Below are 16,527 nucleotides of genomic sequence, written 5' to 3' on the forward strand. Positions count from 1 at the left end.
CCACTTTTGGAATAAACATAAATTATATGGCGCCAGAGACTCCGGCAAAGACCTAGTTTTTGGATATTTGAGTTTCCGCGTGGTTGATTGCAATTAATATTTGCTACCATCTTTATGCAAGAAAATCCAACCGTTTTCACTCTCCTGGGCTACTAAATCATCATCTGGATAATGTGCTTCATCATTGGGTGTTCTATCACCAACTTCTAAATACACAACTATTTGATTTGACTTATTAGCCAAATGATGTCCATCTGCCTCGCCTGCGGGAAAACCTGCCATCATACCTGGTGTTAATATTTGCTCTCCCGCATTGGTTATCAACGTAATTTCACCTTCAATTACATATATAAATTCATCCTGCTTACTATGCCAATGCCGAAGCGATGAACAACTCCCTGGTAAAAGATGGACTAAATTTATACCAAAATTTTTGATTCCTGCTGCATTTCCTAGAGCCTGTTTAATGCGTCCAGCGACTCGTGATTGAAATTGTTCGGGGTAATTTGAAGTAGTTCTTTGAGGAACATTTTCGGGATTAATTATCATTTTTGGCAAACACCTATTGTAACATTTCTCGTGGGCGCCAACCAGCAAAACAACCTTCAGGTTTATTAAATAGCTGTACTAATGCTGGTAATGACACAGAGGACACATAGATAAGAGATGTGTATATAATAATACCTAGAGTATGGAAGATATGCAATTGCTCAAAATTTAAATTTCCAGTTATTCGTGGAAATGGTACAATAGAAAAGCAATTTCGATGCTCCCAAAATCAGAAAGTTTCACGGCTCTTTGTATGGGATGATAATTAGTATCTTTAACTTTTATGTACGTTATCCAAGGAACTTTATTAACTGGGAAAATTTGCTATTTGAGCGAAGTGATCAATAAGGGTAAAAGATATCTTGATTATCCTGTAGAACTTTTTGAGGCTAAACAGTTTAAATCTATTGACGCTGCCGAAGCTGCATTAATCAAGTTTCAAAGCGAAAACGGCGCCGGCAAAAAGCTAAAAAATATCTCCGTTGTTGAGACTTCTGAGGCAGATATAGAAAACGCGCGTGTCCAAAGTGAGAAGAAAGCATTAAAATCACAACTGGAGTACTTAAGTAAATCATACCCCAATGATTCAAAAGTACTGAAGCCGATGGAGCGTAAACTGGCCTCTATGTTAGTAGAGCTAAAATATGGTGATTTAGTTCGCTACTATATATATATAGACAATCGCTGGAAATATGAGATAGCCAAGATTGAGGAAGTAAGAGGGTATACTTTTAAAGTCAAAGGTAGTCTATATAAGCGTATTAATGGTACTGCTGAAGTTCAAGGCACGTTTGGACGAGTCTTACCTGATGACGATGAGATAGCTCGGTATTTTATTGACTTAGGCGCCTTGAAAGCCGTACAGTGGGACGACGTTAGTGTGGATAAAATCCTCAAAATTGCTGCAATATTTAGAGATAAGGAGTAAAAGGCAGTAAGAAAAGCATTTAAAGACCAAATTGATACAATCTTAGTCATCTCTCACTAAAGGTAGATGATTTAGATTGAAATATCTATATTTTGATGAATATAACTCAGCTATGGTAACGATTTAGAATATCTAAGCTGTGGAAATTCAATGTAAACAAAATTTATGATAAGTCTTATTTGGGGCGTTGTTGGTTTACTGATTGCTTTCTGGGTGTTAGGTTTAGTACTTAATATCGCAGGCAATCTTATTCACATAGCGTTAGTTTTAGCCATTACTCTTGCTATTTATAACTTTTTTAGCGCACGCGATGTGTAAATTCAAACAATATTCGTTTGTACAAAATGACTAAGACTGTTATTGTTACAGGTGGCGCCCAAGGAATTGGTAAATGCACCACTGAATATTTATTAAACAGCGATTACAATGTTGTAATCGCTGATATTGATGTTGAAGCTGGTGAAGAATGTTTACAAGAGTTTAATAAGTTTCAAAAAAATTTATTATTTATTGAAACAAACGTTTCTCAAGAGGACTCTGTGCATCAGTGTGTTGAAAAAACAATTAAAAATTATGAGCATATTGATGCACTTATTAACAATGCTGGTATCTCAAATCCTAACAATGCGCCAATAGAGCATTTATCTTTGAATGATTGGAATAAAGTTATAGAAACCAACTTAACTGGTTATTTTCTGATGTCAAAGTATGCTGTTCCTTATTTACGCCACTCAAAAGGCGCCATCGTTAATATAGCATCAACGCGCGCGTTACAGTCGGAACCAAATACAGAAGCTTATGCTGCCTCTAAAGGAGGTATTGTTGCACTTACTCATGCTCTAGCTATAAGTCTTGGTTCAGATATTCGAGTTAATTGTATCAGTCCCGGATGGATAGATGTTACGACTTGGAGTAAATCTAGTTTAAAGCAAGAACCTAATTTACGAGATATCGACCACCTTCAACATCCATCTGGTCGAGTTGGACAACCGGAGGACATTGCTTCTATGATTGCGTATTTAATTAGTAGCGCTGCATCATTTATTACTGGTCAAAATTTTGTTATTGACGGTGGAATGACCAAAAAAATGATTTATTCTGAATAAAAATTATACTTGTTATGGCGCCGACTTGCTTACAAACAGATTGTAGGTGCGTGACACCACTATCACTGCGCTTCGTTTTACAATAGTAGGTGGTGTCACGCACCCTACGATGAACGTAAATTCAAGAATTGTGATATGTAACTTAAAGCTGACTAATATCTCTGACTGATGGCTGATTTTGTAGTAATCAAAACTTAATAACCTTTACATATGAATTGAAACAAATATTATTTGTTGAGGAATTGAACATGAAGCGCTCTAATGTCTCTAAATTTGTAGGAACAAGTTTGTTGGTTGCTAGTTTGGTTACTTTACCTGCCACTATGCGCGCGTCTGCTCAAACAGGTACTGGTACAGATACAACCACAACAACCGAACGTACTGTAAATAATGCTGACCGCGCGACTGATAATAATTTTGCAGATGGTGACTGGGGACTAATGGGTCTACTTGGTTTGTTTGGTTTACTTAGTCGCAGAAGTAAGAAAAATGTTGAAACTGTAGCTTATGACCGTTAGTACTAGATGCCAAAATAAGTTCTAAGAAATGTTAATTTCCGGAAATAAGTGCAAGAAAGTGATAGAGTGAATCTGTAGTCAATTAGGTTCATATGGTTCGATATGTCACGCCACGTGAGGCAATGCAAATCCTCCAGGTCTCAGAAAAGACCCTCAGAGATTGGGACAAATCCGGGAAAATACGTGCAATTAGAACTCCCTCTAATCACAGAAGATACGACATCGATAGCATCGTTGACCCAAAAGCACTTAAAAAACGAACAACCTATCTCTATTGCCGAGTCAGTTCCCATAAACAGAGAGATGACCTCAACCGACAAGCAGACTACCTCCAATCATTGTTCCCAGGAGGAAGCGTCATCAAAGAAATTGGAAGTGGACTCAACTATAAACGAAAAGGTCTACAAACCCTTTTGGGACAAATATTGTCTGGAGATGTCGAGCAAGTTGTATGCAGTTATAAGGACAGACTCGCAAGGTTTGGAATCGAAATCATCGACTACATCTGCATCCAAAACAATACAAAACTCGTGGTTCTCAACCGCATTGATTTGTCTCCTGAACGAGAATTTGTCGAAGACATCTTGGCAATTATCCACGTCTTCAGTTCCAAGTTATACGGACTTAAAAAGTATAAACAAAAAATCAAAGAAGATAAGGATTTACCCGGAAACGAATCTCAAACTAGTATATAGAAAATGGCTTGCGGCATGTCGTTGGTGTTATAACCAAGCAATTGCTTATCAACGTGACTGTTTTGTAAAAGGAGAAAAACAACCATCCCAGTACGATTTAAGAGATATTATCCTAAAATCTTGTCCTGATTGGGTTGCAGAGTGTCCTTATTCTCCGCGCGAAGAAGCAATTTTTGATGCCAAAATAGCTTTTTCTAAAACCGCGACAAAAAATAAGCCAAATCCCAGATTTAAATCATGTCGCGAACCAGTTAAAAGTTTAAGAATAGGAGCTAAATACTGGGGTGCTTTTTATTCAGGGAAAGGTGATAAAAAGAGCGTTGCTGGTTTTACTCATTATCCGACAATCAAAGCATCGACAAATGGTAAAACGGTTCGTATTAGGGACTTACAGATTAATCCTGCGGAACCTTTATGTGGAGAAATGCCATCAGAATTTACTATCTTGGTTGATAAAGGTAGATGGTTTATTTGTTTTTCAGTTCCATTTGAGTTTGTTGTTAATAACGAGAAAAACTGTATTGGGTTAGACCCAGGAGTTAGAACCTTCCTCACAGGATTTGATGGAGAAAATATTTTAGAAATTGGTAATGGTTCAATATCTAAAATAGTAATTCTCTGCCAACGTCTAGATAAAATACAATCTAGTATTGCAAAGTCCAAGGGCAGAAGTAATAAACGGTTACGTTGGAAATTGAGGAAACAGTCTGAAGCGATAAGAACTCGGATTATGTTTCTCACTAACGAAGTTCATAATAAAGCTTCTGTGGCCTTAACTAAAAACTATAAACATATTTTTCTTCCCACGTTTGAGACATCTAAAATGGTTGTGAAGAAGAAAAGAAAAATTACTTCTAAAACAGCCAGAAACATGCTTACTTGGTCACATTATAGGTTCAAACAAACTCTTAAGTTTCACGCACTCAAACGAGGTTGCGTTGTACATGATGTAACTGAAGAGTATACTTCAAAAACTTGTTCTAAGTGTGGTCACGTACATGAAAAACTGGGAGGAAATAAAAAGTTTAAATGTCCTAGTTGTGGACACTCCTTACCTAGAGATTGGAATGGTGCAATTAACATTTTTATTAAGTCTTTAAACGACTTAACGAATGCTTCAACTTCGGTTGAGGCTGGGGAGGATGTACCCCAATACATAGTAGAAATTAGTACTTGTTACTAGTTTTTACCGGGTTAAATGACATCCGTGATGCTGTTGGTACTGGTACTCGTGTTCGTTAGTAGGGTGGGCAGTGCCAGCCCTTTCAACGCGAACTAGAGTACTATGAAATCGGCGCCTGAAACCCACATTCTTGCGTTAACCACAAATTAGGTTTTTTAGTCATCGGCCCAATTTACTCACTTCGGATATCAAAAATGATCAACATGGCGCCGTTTATATTGTTCATTTTTTTGAAGGATATGCCGCAAGTCTTGTTTTTAGGAGGTTAATTGAACATGTATTTGAGGCCAACCTTTTAGTACTAATATTCGCATTGAAAGGGCTGGGTGGGCACTGCCCACCTAACCAATGTTACAAATTAACGGCGCCGCGTACTAAAATAACTGTACTTTCAACTCCTGATGCTATTGCTTCAGGTATATTTCCATTTATGGCTTGCTGTAATAACCCTTCGCGCGAGGCGCCTATAATTACTACATCATAATGTTCTTTGTTTGCTAGGTTTATTACTCCTTCACTAACTGAGTTTGCTCTTATTGGTTCTGCGATGACAGTACTGTGAAGCTTTCGGTTACGAATAAGTTGACGAATAGCTTCCTCTAATACCTTCATGTCTGGTTTGTCTTCGTTTGTTTTAAAAACTCTTGTTAAACGTATTTTTGAGTTTTCCCCTAATGTCACCAGTGCAGGTAATAATTTTATTGCTAACCAAGCGTTTGGTCCCCCTGCCATTGGTACTAACCATTTGTTAAATTCAAGTTCGGGAGTATGAGGTGTGGGAATTATTAGGGAGTCTTCGGAAAATACTGGAGGTTTGCCTACCTTTATATAGTCCCGTATCGAAGCATTGATTAGTTTTGATTTTAAACTAGATGGTTTATATTCTTTACTTACACCTAGCTTCACAAGCACTACTTCACAACTCGCTTGCCTAATTACTGTATCAACAACGTTACCAAATATGCGTCCTGGTGTCGATGTGTTGCCTTTCCATCCCATTAATATAATGTCTATGTGGCGTTCGTTGACGGTTTCTAAAATTGCATTCGCGACATCATGAGCTACGCGAATTTGCGTATGAACAGGAATTTTTAACTTTTTGCCTAATACTTCGGCTTGACGTAGTAAACGTCTACTTTTTGCTGTACGAACTTCGCTTTCTGATGGTGCGGAGTATCGAGATACAATTATAGTCTGTACACACTCGATTTCATAGTGCCGTTCGCGCGCGATAGCGAAAGCCATTTTTATCAGAGTTGCAGCAGTTTCAGGATTTGCTATTGGTAATAACAGTCTACCCCTTCCGATACTAGGGGAACGTGTTTGGTACACAACATAAGATGGTTCGGATACAGGACCTGTGGAGTTTTTGCAGTTGAGGTGGTCTGCTTCTGCACGAATTATATCAGCGCGCGTGATTATACCAATTAGTCGGCGCCCTTCGACAACTGGTAGCCGACTAATTTTATAGCGGTCGAGTAAATATAATACATTGCTCAAACTATGCTTGGGTGTCACTGATACTGGCTGTAGCGTCATGATTTCTCTTAATGCCTGATCAGACGATAAATTTAACTCACGCACTTTGAGTAAATCGCTTTGTGTAACAATCCCTACTAACTTGAATTCTTCAACTACTGGAAAACCGCGATGGTGTGACCGTGAAAACGCTTGTATTGCTTCTTCTATCGTTATATCTGCATCTAGCGATTCAACACGACTTTGCATTACTTCCCTTGCCGTTAACCTCGTTAAAACACCTTCTGGCGCCTTTGTTTGTTCTATATCTATACCGTTTAATTTTAAAAGTTTGTCGTAGAGTGACCCAGGCACTAATTTTTCGGCAACAAGATATGATGTGACTGAACAAATCATTAACGGCAGCACCAAGGTAAAGTTGGTTGTCATTTCAAAAACAATTACTATTGCCGTAATTGGAACTTTGGAAACACCGCTAAAAAATGCTCCCATCCCTGCCAAAGCAAACGTTGGAACTGAATTTGCTCCGAGTGAATAATATTCAAGTGCCCCAACGATATGCCCTAAACATGAGCCTAATATCAAACTTGGTGCGAACAACCCACCTGGGGCGCCGGAACCAAATGCCACTAAGGTAAGAACAAACTGCGCCACAAACACAAGCGTTGCTAGTGCTGCATCTGGTAATTTAGTAAAAATAACAAATTCACGCAAACCTGTATTATCGCGGAATGATTCTGGTAATAAGGCTATTACAATTCCTGAAAACAATCCTGCTAATGCCACACGCAGCGGTAAACTTATATGAAGCCTACGGTATATTTTAATACTATAAACTAAGCCTCGATTAAAAAAAGACGCAAAAACACCTGCGAGAATACCTAAAAGTAGGTAAAATGGAATATCAGTGAGAACAAAACTGCTGATGTTTTGGTCTAAATTTTGAGTGGCTTGGAGGTTGAGTTGTAAAGTGCCACCACCTAGTAGTCTTGAAACAACTCCACCGATGAATGAGGCGATGATGGCGGTTCCGAGGGTGAGACCAGATAGGTCTTGGAGTAATTCTTCGACGATAAATAGAACCCCTGCTATTGGTGCGTTAAACGCTGCTGCAAGTCCTGCACCTGCTCCTGCTGCAATCATTTGGCGCCGATGGTCGGGTGAAGTTGGAACTAAGCGACTTAACGCTGCGGCAAGTCCGGCGCCTACTTGTACTGTTGGACCTTGGCGCCCAAGTGTTAACCCCGAACCGATGGCGATGATAGCGCTAACAAGCTTTACACAGGCAATCTTTAATGATAGTTTAATTGGAAAGTTTGCGAGCGATGCTTTGACTTGAGGAATTCCACTACCGGATGCTTCGGGTGCTAATCGTTCGACAAGTAAACCTGCTATAAAACCAAAGCTGGCGCCGACTAATGGAAGTGCTATCCAACTTGGTAAAAAATGTGATGTATGTACTCGCCATGTTCCTAACGCACCCGAACCTAATTTTAGTATTACCGCACTAAGGGCGGCTACTAGTCCAATTAGTGAAGCTTCTGCTATTGCTAAACCTCTTCTCGGTTGCAACATATTGCGAAACCGTTGAGGCAAAACCGGGGAAGCCATAAATTAAATTTATAGTTCAGTAAACAAAAATAAGCAAAAATAAGCAAAAATCAAATGTTCGTTCAATAATAACTAATAACTAAATAATCATCAATCATTACTAACTTTAGTCGTAATTGATAATCCTTCAACAATCATAGAGGGCGTATAACACGAACCGTTCCAATCCGCATCATTACCTAAAGCTACGACTTGCTTTAGGGCTGTGTAAACATTACCCGTTACCATAGTATCTTTTATTCGACCCGTAACTTCACCATTTTTTACATAGTAGCCCAAATCTATGTTGACTGAAAAATCACCCGATATACCACTGGCGCCTCCTAGCATTTGGTCTACAATTAAACCAGAGTCTAACTTGGTGATTAATTCCTCTAATGGTATGGTTCCAGGCTGAACGAGAAAGTTAAATAAACCTGGAGTGGGATAACTACTCAAACTTGGACGAAAGCCGTTACCTGTACTATCTATACCCAAACTCCGTCCAGTCGCGCGGTCGCTATAAAAATTTTTTAATACACCTTTTTCAACAAATACTCTGTACTGTGTTGGTGTACCTTCATCATCGAACGGGCAACTGTAAGGGCCTGCAAGTGGGTCTTGATATAATGTTAACTGAGCATCAATAACAGGTTGATCAATTCGGGATACCCACGGCGAAGCTTTTTCTAAAACGTGTTTACTATTTAGTGCTGATTGTACTGTACCCCATAACATATCCGCTGCTTTTGATGTAAACAAAATTGGCGCCCGTCCACGCTCGCAAGCAACATTTTCACGTGCCCAATCAAGTCTTTGTATAATTTGTTGCGCTACTTTTTCTGGATGTAAGCTATCGCGTTTAGTTTGACCATCCGAAACACTCAAAAAATCCTCACCTCTTACCCATTCAGCCGAAAGATAACAAGAAAGCGTGGTATCAGTATAGTGACAATCTAAACCTTCGGTATTTACAAGTCGAGTAGTTTCGGTATCGCATTCCCAATCACCGTTACACAATACCTCTGGATAAGCATCACGAATAATTGTAATAGCTTCTTTTCCCCAACTTACTAATACCTCTAATGGTACTTCTGAACCGATGTCACCGAAAACAGGTTTACTTTTTTGTGCCAACTCTATAGTTTCTGGGAAATTAAGTTTACTCAGAGCTAGCGCGCGTTCGACCATTGCTTTTGGTTCAACCGAACCGTGTGCAACGGTAAGTCCCGGACAGCCATTTTGCCACAACCGCAGCACAGTACCTTCCGCTTGACTTGTTTCTATTTGTTTGAGTCTATTTGCTTCAAAAAACACGGGTCGAGATAATGACCGTGACTGATATACTTCTGCTGCGGTAGCTCCTGACTTAGTTGCTAAAGAGAGAAGTTCTTCTGGTTGTGGTGAGGATGGAAATTTATTTGGCGCCATATTTGTCTTAGTGCTGAGTGCCAGAGTGCTGAGTGTTTAGTTAGGAGGTAGGGTGTGTGACACCATAACAGTCGTGAAATAAAACCAATGAACTAGTAGTGTCACGCACCTTACTCAGCACTCTGGCACTTTTTACTCCTCAACCACTTTACGGTAGAACGGCCTCTTGCAAAAGCCAAAATCCGGCAAAAGATTCTGATTGGGGGCTTGACTGGATGCCAAGAAAATGAACTCCGTTGGCTTTTTGCTTCGCTTCTTCAAATGAGGATGCTTGGTTTTGCATTTCTGAACTGCGAATGTTTAGTAATACCCAACTCTCGGTGGCGCCTGTTTCTAGTATTAGTCTTCCGTCACCAAGGTTTGCGTCAAATCTTAAGGAAGCTATTTCTAAACCTGACATCCAAGCTGCTAATGGTAGTGACCGTCCTGAAAATAGTAAGATACCTGGAATTAAACCAGAGTCGTCAACCCCCATCATTGATAATGGGAATGCTTCTCCAAAACCTATATCCCATTCGGACATATCAGTAAAGTCACTACCATTTAATGTGACAAATCTCCATTTTTCACTTTCTAATGCATCGGGTAAACGCTGCGGAAGTGGAGCATCTAGACGTACTGATGGATTTGTACCTCCTTGATACCCTGGTTCGTTTGGATACACTTCTTCCATACGCTGTTGTAACCATTTGTGTAATAATAGAATTCGCCGACTTGGTTGTACGGGAATTTCTGCATCTACACACGCTTTGGTAATCATATTGTTCATTTGGCGCCGGAAGAAGCGGATGCGAACTGGTGGACTGGGTGCTTTTTCGATTGCTTCATTAATTGCCGTTCGTAACCACCCCGAATTTACCTGGGTACTAGGACAGTATTTTGCAAAACGGAATAAAGAGTCAGGGTTTGCGCTCTTTACCGAGGGACTTTCACAAATCAATACCTCCCATACCTTCTTCTGATTCTCATCCAAAATTGGACGCGAGTAAAAATCTAGTTCCCAAATACTGCCCATGTAATTGCTACGTCCCAAATCGCTACATTTCTTATATCTCCTATGATACGAGGGAATGGTAAACGCGCGCGCACGCGGCAGTTAGTTATAGTAGGGGCAAAACATGAAGTTTTTAATATATATGTCTCTAGCAGATGACTAAATGCCTACGCTTAGGCTAGGATAAAATCAATGTTTCTCAAATATTCAGTTTATTAATTGATTTGAGCGAATATATTTTTAAGATATTTTTAAGATATTTTTATAAATTTTGATATATTTCATTACTTCTTTCACCCTTTGCCATCCTTATGTCAAATCGTCGTCTTTCTTCTCCGTATTTTCGCTACCTAAAAGCTAGATTGTTGAACCTAACCCGTCCTAGTTTTTGGGGAACTGCAATATTTTTATCCGTTATTGGACTGACTATTCGGGAATTCTGGATGCGTCCAAATATTTTAACTAGTGGACAATCGAAACCAGTAGCAACGCAACCACAACTAAATTCGACGACATTATCCACTGAAGACCGCGCAATTGCTGCTGATATTGATAACTTGTCAATTTTGGAACATGATTCGGGACAGGGTACAGAACCAACAGTTGATACACCCGAACCAATTTTTCGTCCACGGGAGGGTAATCAAAACCCTTTGCAAGAAGCTATTAAGAATCAGAATAATTCAACTGATACTAAATTAAATACTAATTCATCTGTTGATTCAAAGGCGGCGCCTTCGTTTAAATATAGTAATCCTTTTTTGACACAAGCCGAAAACTTATTGCAGTTTGGCAATCCTTTGCGTAATGGCAATAGTCAGTTTGCAGGATTAAATACTTACAATCCATCCAATCAAGCTAGTTCAACTACAATAGAGAATGGCAAAAGTAATAATTATACACAAAGAATAGTAGCTGCAAATTCTTTAGAATCTATATTGAATCAATCATCATCTATCAATCAGCTGCAAAACCAAACGGTTTTGAGTTCACAAACATCTTTGAATCAAACACCTTTGAATCAAACAATTAGCCGTAATCAAGCTATTAACCAGCCTGCTAATTTAATTAATACTACTAGTAATATTAATAGCTTATCTCAAGGGTTCGCACAACCTTTTGTTTCATCTATTAATCTGCCGACTAATCTACCCACAACGCAATTTGTAAATTATACCCTACCAACACAAACACAGTTTGCTCAACCAGTTATAACTCAACCGCAACTACAACCACAAACTGTATATAGTAATAATAGTTTTAATGGCGCCAATCCAACTCAACCGCAAAGTCGAGCGCAAGCTGTTTATAATCAATTGAAGGGTATTAATTCAACTCAACCACAAACGTATACTAATTTTAATAGTAACAGTTATAATACCCAACCTTTGCCAAATAGTACTCTAACACCTCAAACAACATCAACAGTAAATACGACAATAAACACAACAGTCACACCTAACACGTCAAACACAACTTTTACTCCAAATAATACTGCTGGAAATGGAACTTTGATAAATCCGAGTGTCCAACAACCCTCAGTAGCACCTCAGTATCCTAATTCCGGATTACCAGTTCGCTATTAACTCATAAATCTATTGTTAGTATCATCTACTTCATGGGAATTCTAATATCAGGTATATTAGGGTTCAAATGTTTGTATGATATTTTTAAGCAGGAAGTTTAAGCTGTTATTGAAGACTACTTTTTACTGGTTGTTAGTTGCTAATACTGCAAACGCACAAATTATTCCTGATACTACACTACCTACAAATTCTATTGTTACTCCTGGGTGCAGCATTTGTACTATTGAGGGAGGAACACTTCGAGGCAATAATTTATTCCACAGCTTCAAATCTTTTTCTATACCTACTGGCGCCGCTGCTTTATTCAATAATGATATCAATGTCCAAAATATTCTGATATTACTCAGAAGATTATTGGTACACGTAGAGCAGATTTTATTGTTGAAGATAATATAATGGTGGAAATAAAGGCTGTTATCCAACTTGAAGATGTTCATTTGGCTCAAATAGAAAAATTTTAAGATCTAAAGTATAGTAGTATGTACTATTTAACTGTCATGGCGCCATTGTTCTTGGTGGGTTAGCAATGGATGAACACGGATGCTACAAAGGCTTTTGACACCGTAAGTTTTTCTCTCCTAGTCATAAAATGTGAACCGTGGTTCACATTTTGATTGACCCGTTCTAAGGTTTTGTAATGATGATGGGCGACGATAATTGATTTGTAAACTATACTATGGCAAATGCTTGGGTGTAATAATATAATAATTTGACACCATTAGGGCGTTCATCAGTTTACGATATATGTCTCGTTGCTAGAAGCTAATGTATAATCAATGTAAGCCTGATTCCTACTCTAAAAATAATTCTGTTTCAACGAGTTCTAGTTTTGTTGGAAGGTACGCTTCGCTTAGGGTAGAAACGGACATTGGAATGGTTCTACACTTGGCAGATGGCTCGATTCAAGGGTGTAATGCTCAGGCTGAGAAAAGATTGGGGTTAACAACTGAACAAATATATGGATGGACTTGTCTAAACTGTCCTTGGCAAACTATCCATGAAGATGGCTCTCCTTTTCCTGTTGAGACGCATCCGGCAATGGTGTCGTTGCAAACAGGTCAACCTTGCTTAAATACTGTGATGGGTTTTTATCAGCCAAGTGGGGACTTGGTATGGTTAAATGTAAATTCACACCCTTTATTTCAAATCAATACATCAATTCCTTATGCTGTAGTCACGACGTTTTCAGAGATAAAAGCTGATGTAGAGGCGCTAGAGAAAGAATATCAAAAAGCTGCTGAGGCAGAAATTCAAAGGCTTAATCAAGAATTGGAACAGCGAGTTCATGAAATGCAAACGATTCTTGATGCTGTACCTGTTGGCATTGCAATTGCTTCCGATGCTGAGTGTCAGGTAATTCGTGCGAATGGGTTTGCTCAATCAATGTTGACGGTGCCACCTGATGCTAACGTTTCTGCTACCGGGGAGCAAGCCGAAATTTTACCGTTTAGACAATTGCGCGATGGTAAGGATATTCCAGGGGAAGAACTGCCGATGCAGCTTGCTACTGCTACTGGCGCCCCTGTTAGAGATGTTGAGATTCAATTGGTGCGTTCGGATGGAGCGATGTTTGATTGGTGGGTAAATGCAGTTCCGTTATCGGATAAACAAGGTGCTGTTCGCGGTTGTGTAGCTGCGTTTATGGATGTTACCGAACTTAAACGGACTCAAGAATTTTTGCGTAAGAGTGAAGAACGATTACGAATTGCTCAACTTGCTGCCAACGCTGGAACTTGGGATTGGGATGTGGTAAGTAACAGCGTTTATTGGTCACCAGAATATTACACCCTATATGGGCTTGACGCAGCGATACCCTCAACTTATGAAAATTGGTTGGCAACTGTTGTAGAAGAAGATCGAGAACTCGTTACTACAACTATTCGCCAAGCATTCGAGCAGCAACAAACCTCCCTCACCTTTGAGTTTCGGATTAATCATCCTGTAGAAGGTGTAAAATGCTTTGATTCCCGCAGTCAAATATTTTATAATTCTGATGGTCAACCTGTGCGTTTAGTTGGTATTTCGATTGACATTAGTGAGCGTAAACGCACTGAAGAAGAACTGCTACAAAAGAATGCTATTTTAAATGTAATTAACGAGTCGGTGCCTACCCCAATTTTCGTTAAAGATCGACAAGGGCGAATTATTTATGCAAATCCTGCTACGCTTGAGGTGTTGGGTAAATCTGCTGCTGAGGTTATAGGGTTACGTGATTGCGAATGTTATCCATCCCCCGAACTGGGAGCAGTGGTGACGGAAAACGACTTACGCATTATGAAGTCCGGGCAAACAGAAGTGGTTGAAGAATCTCCAGATGGAATTCGGACATTTTTAGGTATGAAGGCGCCTTACCGTAACGAGGCTGGAGAAGTAATTGGGTTAATTGGCATATCTAATGATATTACCGCGCGCGTTCAGCTTGAGCGTGACCGTGAACGTATTTTACAACAAGAAAAAGCGGCACGAGAAGAATCTGAGCAAGCAAACCGTATTAAAGACGAATTTTTAGCGGTGCTGTCTCATGAACTGAGAACACCGCTCAACCCTATCTTGGGTTGGTCGCAACTGCTACAAACTGGTAAGTTAAATCCAACTAAAGCTGCCGAGGCGTTGAAAAGTATCGAGCGTAATGCCAAACTACAATCACAATTAGTAGACGATTTACTTGATGTTTCTCGTATTTTGCGTGGTAAACTCACTTTGAATGTTGCACCTGTTACTCTGGCGCCAATAATCATCGCTGCTTGTGAAACAGTGCAATTAGCCGCATCAGCCAAAAATATTCATTTTCAAACCTTCTCTGACCCAAATGTAGGACAAGTATTAGGCGATACAGGACGGTTACAGCAAATCGTCTGGAATTTGTTATCCAACGCCATTAAATTTACCCCTCAAGGGGGACGAGTGGAAGTTCGATTAACACGAATCGAAAGTTTTGCTAAAATTCAAGTCATCGATACAGGAAAGGGTATTAGTCCTGACTTTTTACCTTATGTATTCGAGCATTTCCGCCAAGAAGATGGCGCCACAACACGTAAATTCGGTGGATTAGGATTAGGATTAGCAATTGTACGCCAACTCGTCGAACTTCACGGTGGTACAGTTCAAGCAGAAAGTGCAGGGGAAGGAAGTGGCGCCACTTTTACTGTTATGTTACCTCTACTTAAGCAAGTTAAAGAACCCGTAAATAATTCTACCGTTTCTTTACCTTGCACCCAAGAGTCTGAACCATTAGCTGGATTAAAAATTATTGTTATTGATGATGAAATTGATTCGCTCAATTTTATTGCTTTTGTTCTTGAACAAGCAGGTGCAAAGACTTATAATATGTTAAACGCAATAGAGGCACTACATGTTTTTCAACAAGTTCAACCTGATTTAATTGTTAGCGACATCGGGATGGCAGAGATGGATGGCTATATGTTAATCAAACAAATCCGAACTAAATTACCCGCTCAGTATCGGGAGGTTCCAGCAATTGCATTAACTGCCTTTGCTGGAGAAGTCAATGAGCGTCAAGTTTTAAAAGCAGGATTTCAAAAACACTTAGCTAAACCCGTTGCTCCAGAGGAGTTAGTTGCTACTATCAAACATTTAGTTATTGGGTCGGAGGCACATTTTTGGGTTATTTAATTGTAGTGTTACTTGGAACGATAGCTCAACTGTTTTTGTAAGGATTCAGGTGTTTGAAACCCAGTCACAGAGCCAGTTTCAAAATTGAATTTCGCTTATTAACATACCTTTGGTCGCAATAAGGCACGAAAATATAGGCGTTACGTAATTCTTATTGAGAATATAAAATTGCGGCTAATCTCCCAAAACCTTTATCAGTAAACGATTGTAGAGATTTTTGTGTGACCTGAATCCTTACCTTTAATTTTAAATTGATTATACTATAGTAATGAATTAATAACTATTGGTGATACATAAAAATAGATATATAGGTAGGTTTTGGGATCAAGCGATTTTTGTTAAAGGGGAAAATAATTAATTTCAAGCCTTTTAGCCCTTTTACCTATCAGTTTTTTCCCTTTAATAATCTAAAAATGTGAACCGTGGTTCACATTTTGATTGATAGGTTAATTATAGATATCATTTATATAGATGAAGAAAACACTTTGCAAATGCTAGATCATCCTCTTGATTTAGCGATTAAACAACTTCACAATCAGAAAGTCTTGGATAAAACTACCATCCAAGCAAAAATTATTAATCCAAAGGAATGTACAAAAAGTAATAGCTCACAATTGTTTAATATTTTAGGGATTAGATTTAATGCCTTTTAATATCCAAGAGCCATTACTTTCTTCTGGTATCAGTTCCGCTTCCCAATTTGTGCTATGGTCAATTTTCCAAGGTTTGGCTATTGGATTCATTCTGTCAAGACCAAAAATATTTCCATTAGAATAGTACTGCTTATTGTTGGCTTCGTTGAGCATTGCAGTAAAAAATTGTTCAACGGCGCCGT

Annotated in this window: 14 protein-coding genes and 1 pseudogene; 10 read left to right on the top strand and 5 right to left on the bottom strand. The window is 39.1% G+C overall.

Translation table 11 applies throughout. The annotated features are described in order from the left end of the window. Nucleotides 1-93 precede the first annotated feature (93 nt). On the bottom strand, nt 94-549 hold the full coding sequence (locus AC2JBO_RS33285) for a cupin domain-containing protein (protein ID WP_496957916.1): 456 nt from the start codon (nt 547-549) through the stop codon (nt 94-96). Between the two features lie 328 nt (nt 550-877). Between AC2JBO_RS33285 and AC2JBO_RS33290 the strand changes: the two genes are divergently transcribed. From AC2JBO_RS33290 to AC2JBO_RS33315, 6 genes are all read left to right on the top strand, one after another. After that, the gene (locus tag AC2JBO_RS33290) at nt 878-1,477 is read left to right on the top strand and encodes a hypothetical protein (protein WP_496957917.1); all 600 of its coding nucleotides are present in this window, start codon (nt 878-880) and stop codon (nt 1,475-1,477) included. 165 nt (nt 1,478-1,642) lie between these two features. Beyond that, the gene (locus AC2JBO_RS33295) at nt 1,643-1,795 is read left to right on the top strand and encodes a lmo0937 family membrane protein (RefSeq protein WP_496957918.1); all 153 of its coding nucleotides are present in this window, start codon (nt 1,643-1,645) and stop codon (nt 1,793-1,795) included. 26 nt (nt 1,796-1,821) lie between these two features. Next, nucleotides 1,822-2,583 (top strand): glucose 1-dehydrogenase, encoded by a 762-nt coding sequence (locus tag AC2JBO_RS33300; RefSeq protein ID WP_496957919.1) that lies wholly within the window; start codon nt 1,822-1,824, stop codon nt 2,581-2,583. A gap of 248 nt (nt 2,584-2,831) precedes the next feature. Further along, nucleotides 2,832-3,101, top strand: a complete 270-nt coding sequence (locus AC2JBO_RS33305) for a WGxxGxxG family protein (protein WP_496957920.1) — start codon at nt 2,832-2,834, stop codon at nt 3,099-3,101. A gap of 92 nt (nt 3,102-3,193) precedes the next feature. After that, entirely contained in the window at nt 3,194-3,796 is a 603-nt protein-coding gene (locus AC2JBO_RS33310) for an IS607 family transposase (protein ID WP_496957921.1), read from the top strand. Beyond that, nucleotides 3,762-4,979, top strand: a complete 1,218-nt coding sequence (locus AC2JBO_RS33315; RefSeq protein WP_496957929.1) for an RNA-guided endonuclease InsQ/TnpB family protein — start codon at nt 3,762-3,764, stop codon at nt 4,977-4,979. Before AC2JBO_RS33310 ends, AC2JBO_RS33315 begins: the two co-directional genes overlap by 35 nt. A 351-nt stretch (nt 4,980-5,330) precedes the next feature. On the opposite strand, the gene AC2JBO_RS33320 is transcribed toward AC2JBO_RS33315, so the two are convergent. The 3 genes from AC2JBO_RS33320 to AC2JBO_RS33330 form a co-directional block, all read right to left on the bottom strand. Next, entirely contained in the window at nt 5,331-8,069 is a 2,739-nt protein-coding gene (locus tag AC2JBO_RS33320) for a chloride channel protein (RefSeq protein WP_496957922.1), read from the bottom strand. A 90-nt stretch (nt 8,070-8,159) separates the two neighbouring features. Beyond that, nucleotides 8,160-9,479: a TldD/PmbA family protein gene (locus tag AC2JBO_RS33325; RefSeq protein WP_496957923.1), complete on the bottom strand. Its 1,320-nt coding sequence runs from the start codon at nt 9,477-9,479 to the stop codon at nt 8,160-8,162. A gap of 148 nt (nt 9,480-9,627) precedes the next feature. Then, nucleotides 9,628-10,494 (bottom strand): Tab2/Atab2 family RNA-binding protein, encoded by an 867-nt coding sequence (locus AC2JBO_RS33330; protein ID WP_496957924.1) that lies wholly within the window; start codon nt 10,492-10,494, stop codon nt 9,628-9,630. Nucleotides 10,495-10,784: 290 nt separating this feature from the next. On the opposite strand from AC2JBO_RS33330, the gene AC2JBO_RS33335 reads away from it, so the two are divergent. From AC2JBO_RS33335 to AC2JBO_RS33350, 4 genes and pseudogenes are all read left to right on the top strand, one after another. Continuing rightward, complete coding sequence (locus tag AC2JBO_RS33335; RefSeq protein ID WP_496957925.1) at nt 10,785-12,059, top strand: hypothetical protein; 1,275 nt, start codon at nt 10,785-10,787, stop codon at nt 12,057-12,059. Between the two features lie 75 nt (nt 12,060-12,134). Beyond that, nucleotides 12,135-12,455 (top strand): two-partner secretion domain-containing protein, encoded by a 321-nt coding sequence (locus AC2JBO_RS33340; RefSeq protein ID WP_496957926.1) that lies wholly within the window; start codon nt 12,135-12,137, stop codon nt 12,453-12,455. Then, a pseudogene (locus AC2JBO_RS33345) lies at nt 12,413-12,520 on the top strand (GxxExxY protein); the annotation flags it as partial. The gene AC2JBO_RS33340 and the pseudogene AC2JBO_RS33345, both read left to right, overlap by 43 nt. Before the next feature lie 412 nt (nt 12,521-12,932). Beyond that, nucleotides 12,933-15,692, top strand: coding sequence for a PAS domain-containing protein (locus AC2JBO_RS33350; protein WP_496957927.1), 2,760 nt, complete (start codon nt 12,933-12,935; stop codon nt 15,690-15,692). Nucleotides 15,693-16,318: 626 nt separating this feature from the next. Here the strand turns inward: AC2JBO_RS33350 and AC2JBO_RS33355 are convergent. Further along, nucleotides 16,319-16,527 (bottom strand): hypothetical protein (locus tag AC2JBO_RS33355; protein WP_496957928.1); only part of this gene is annotated, 209 nt, incomplete at its 5' end.

It is taken from the genome of Calothrix sp. CBUCES-K 9914 (assembly GCF_059640475.1).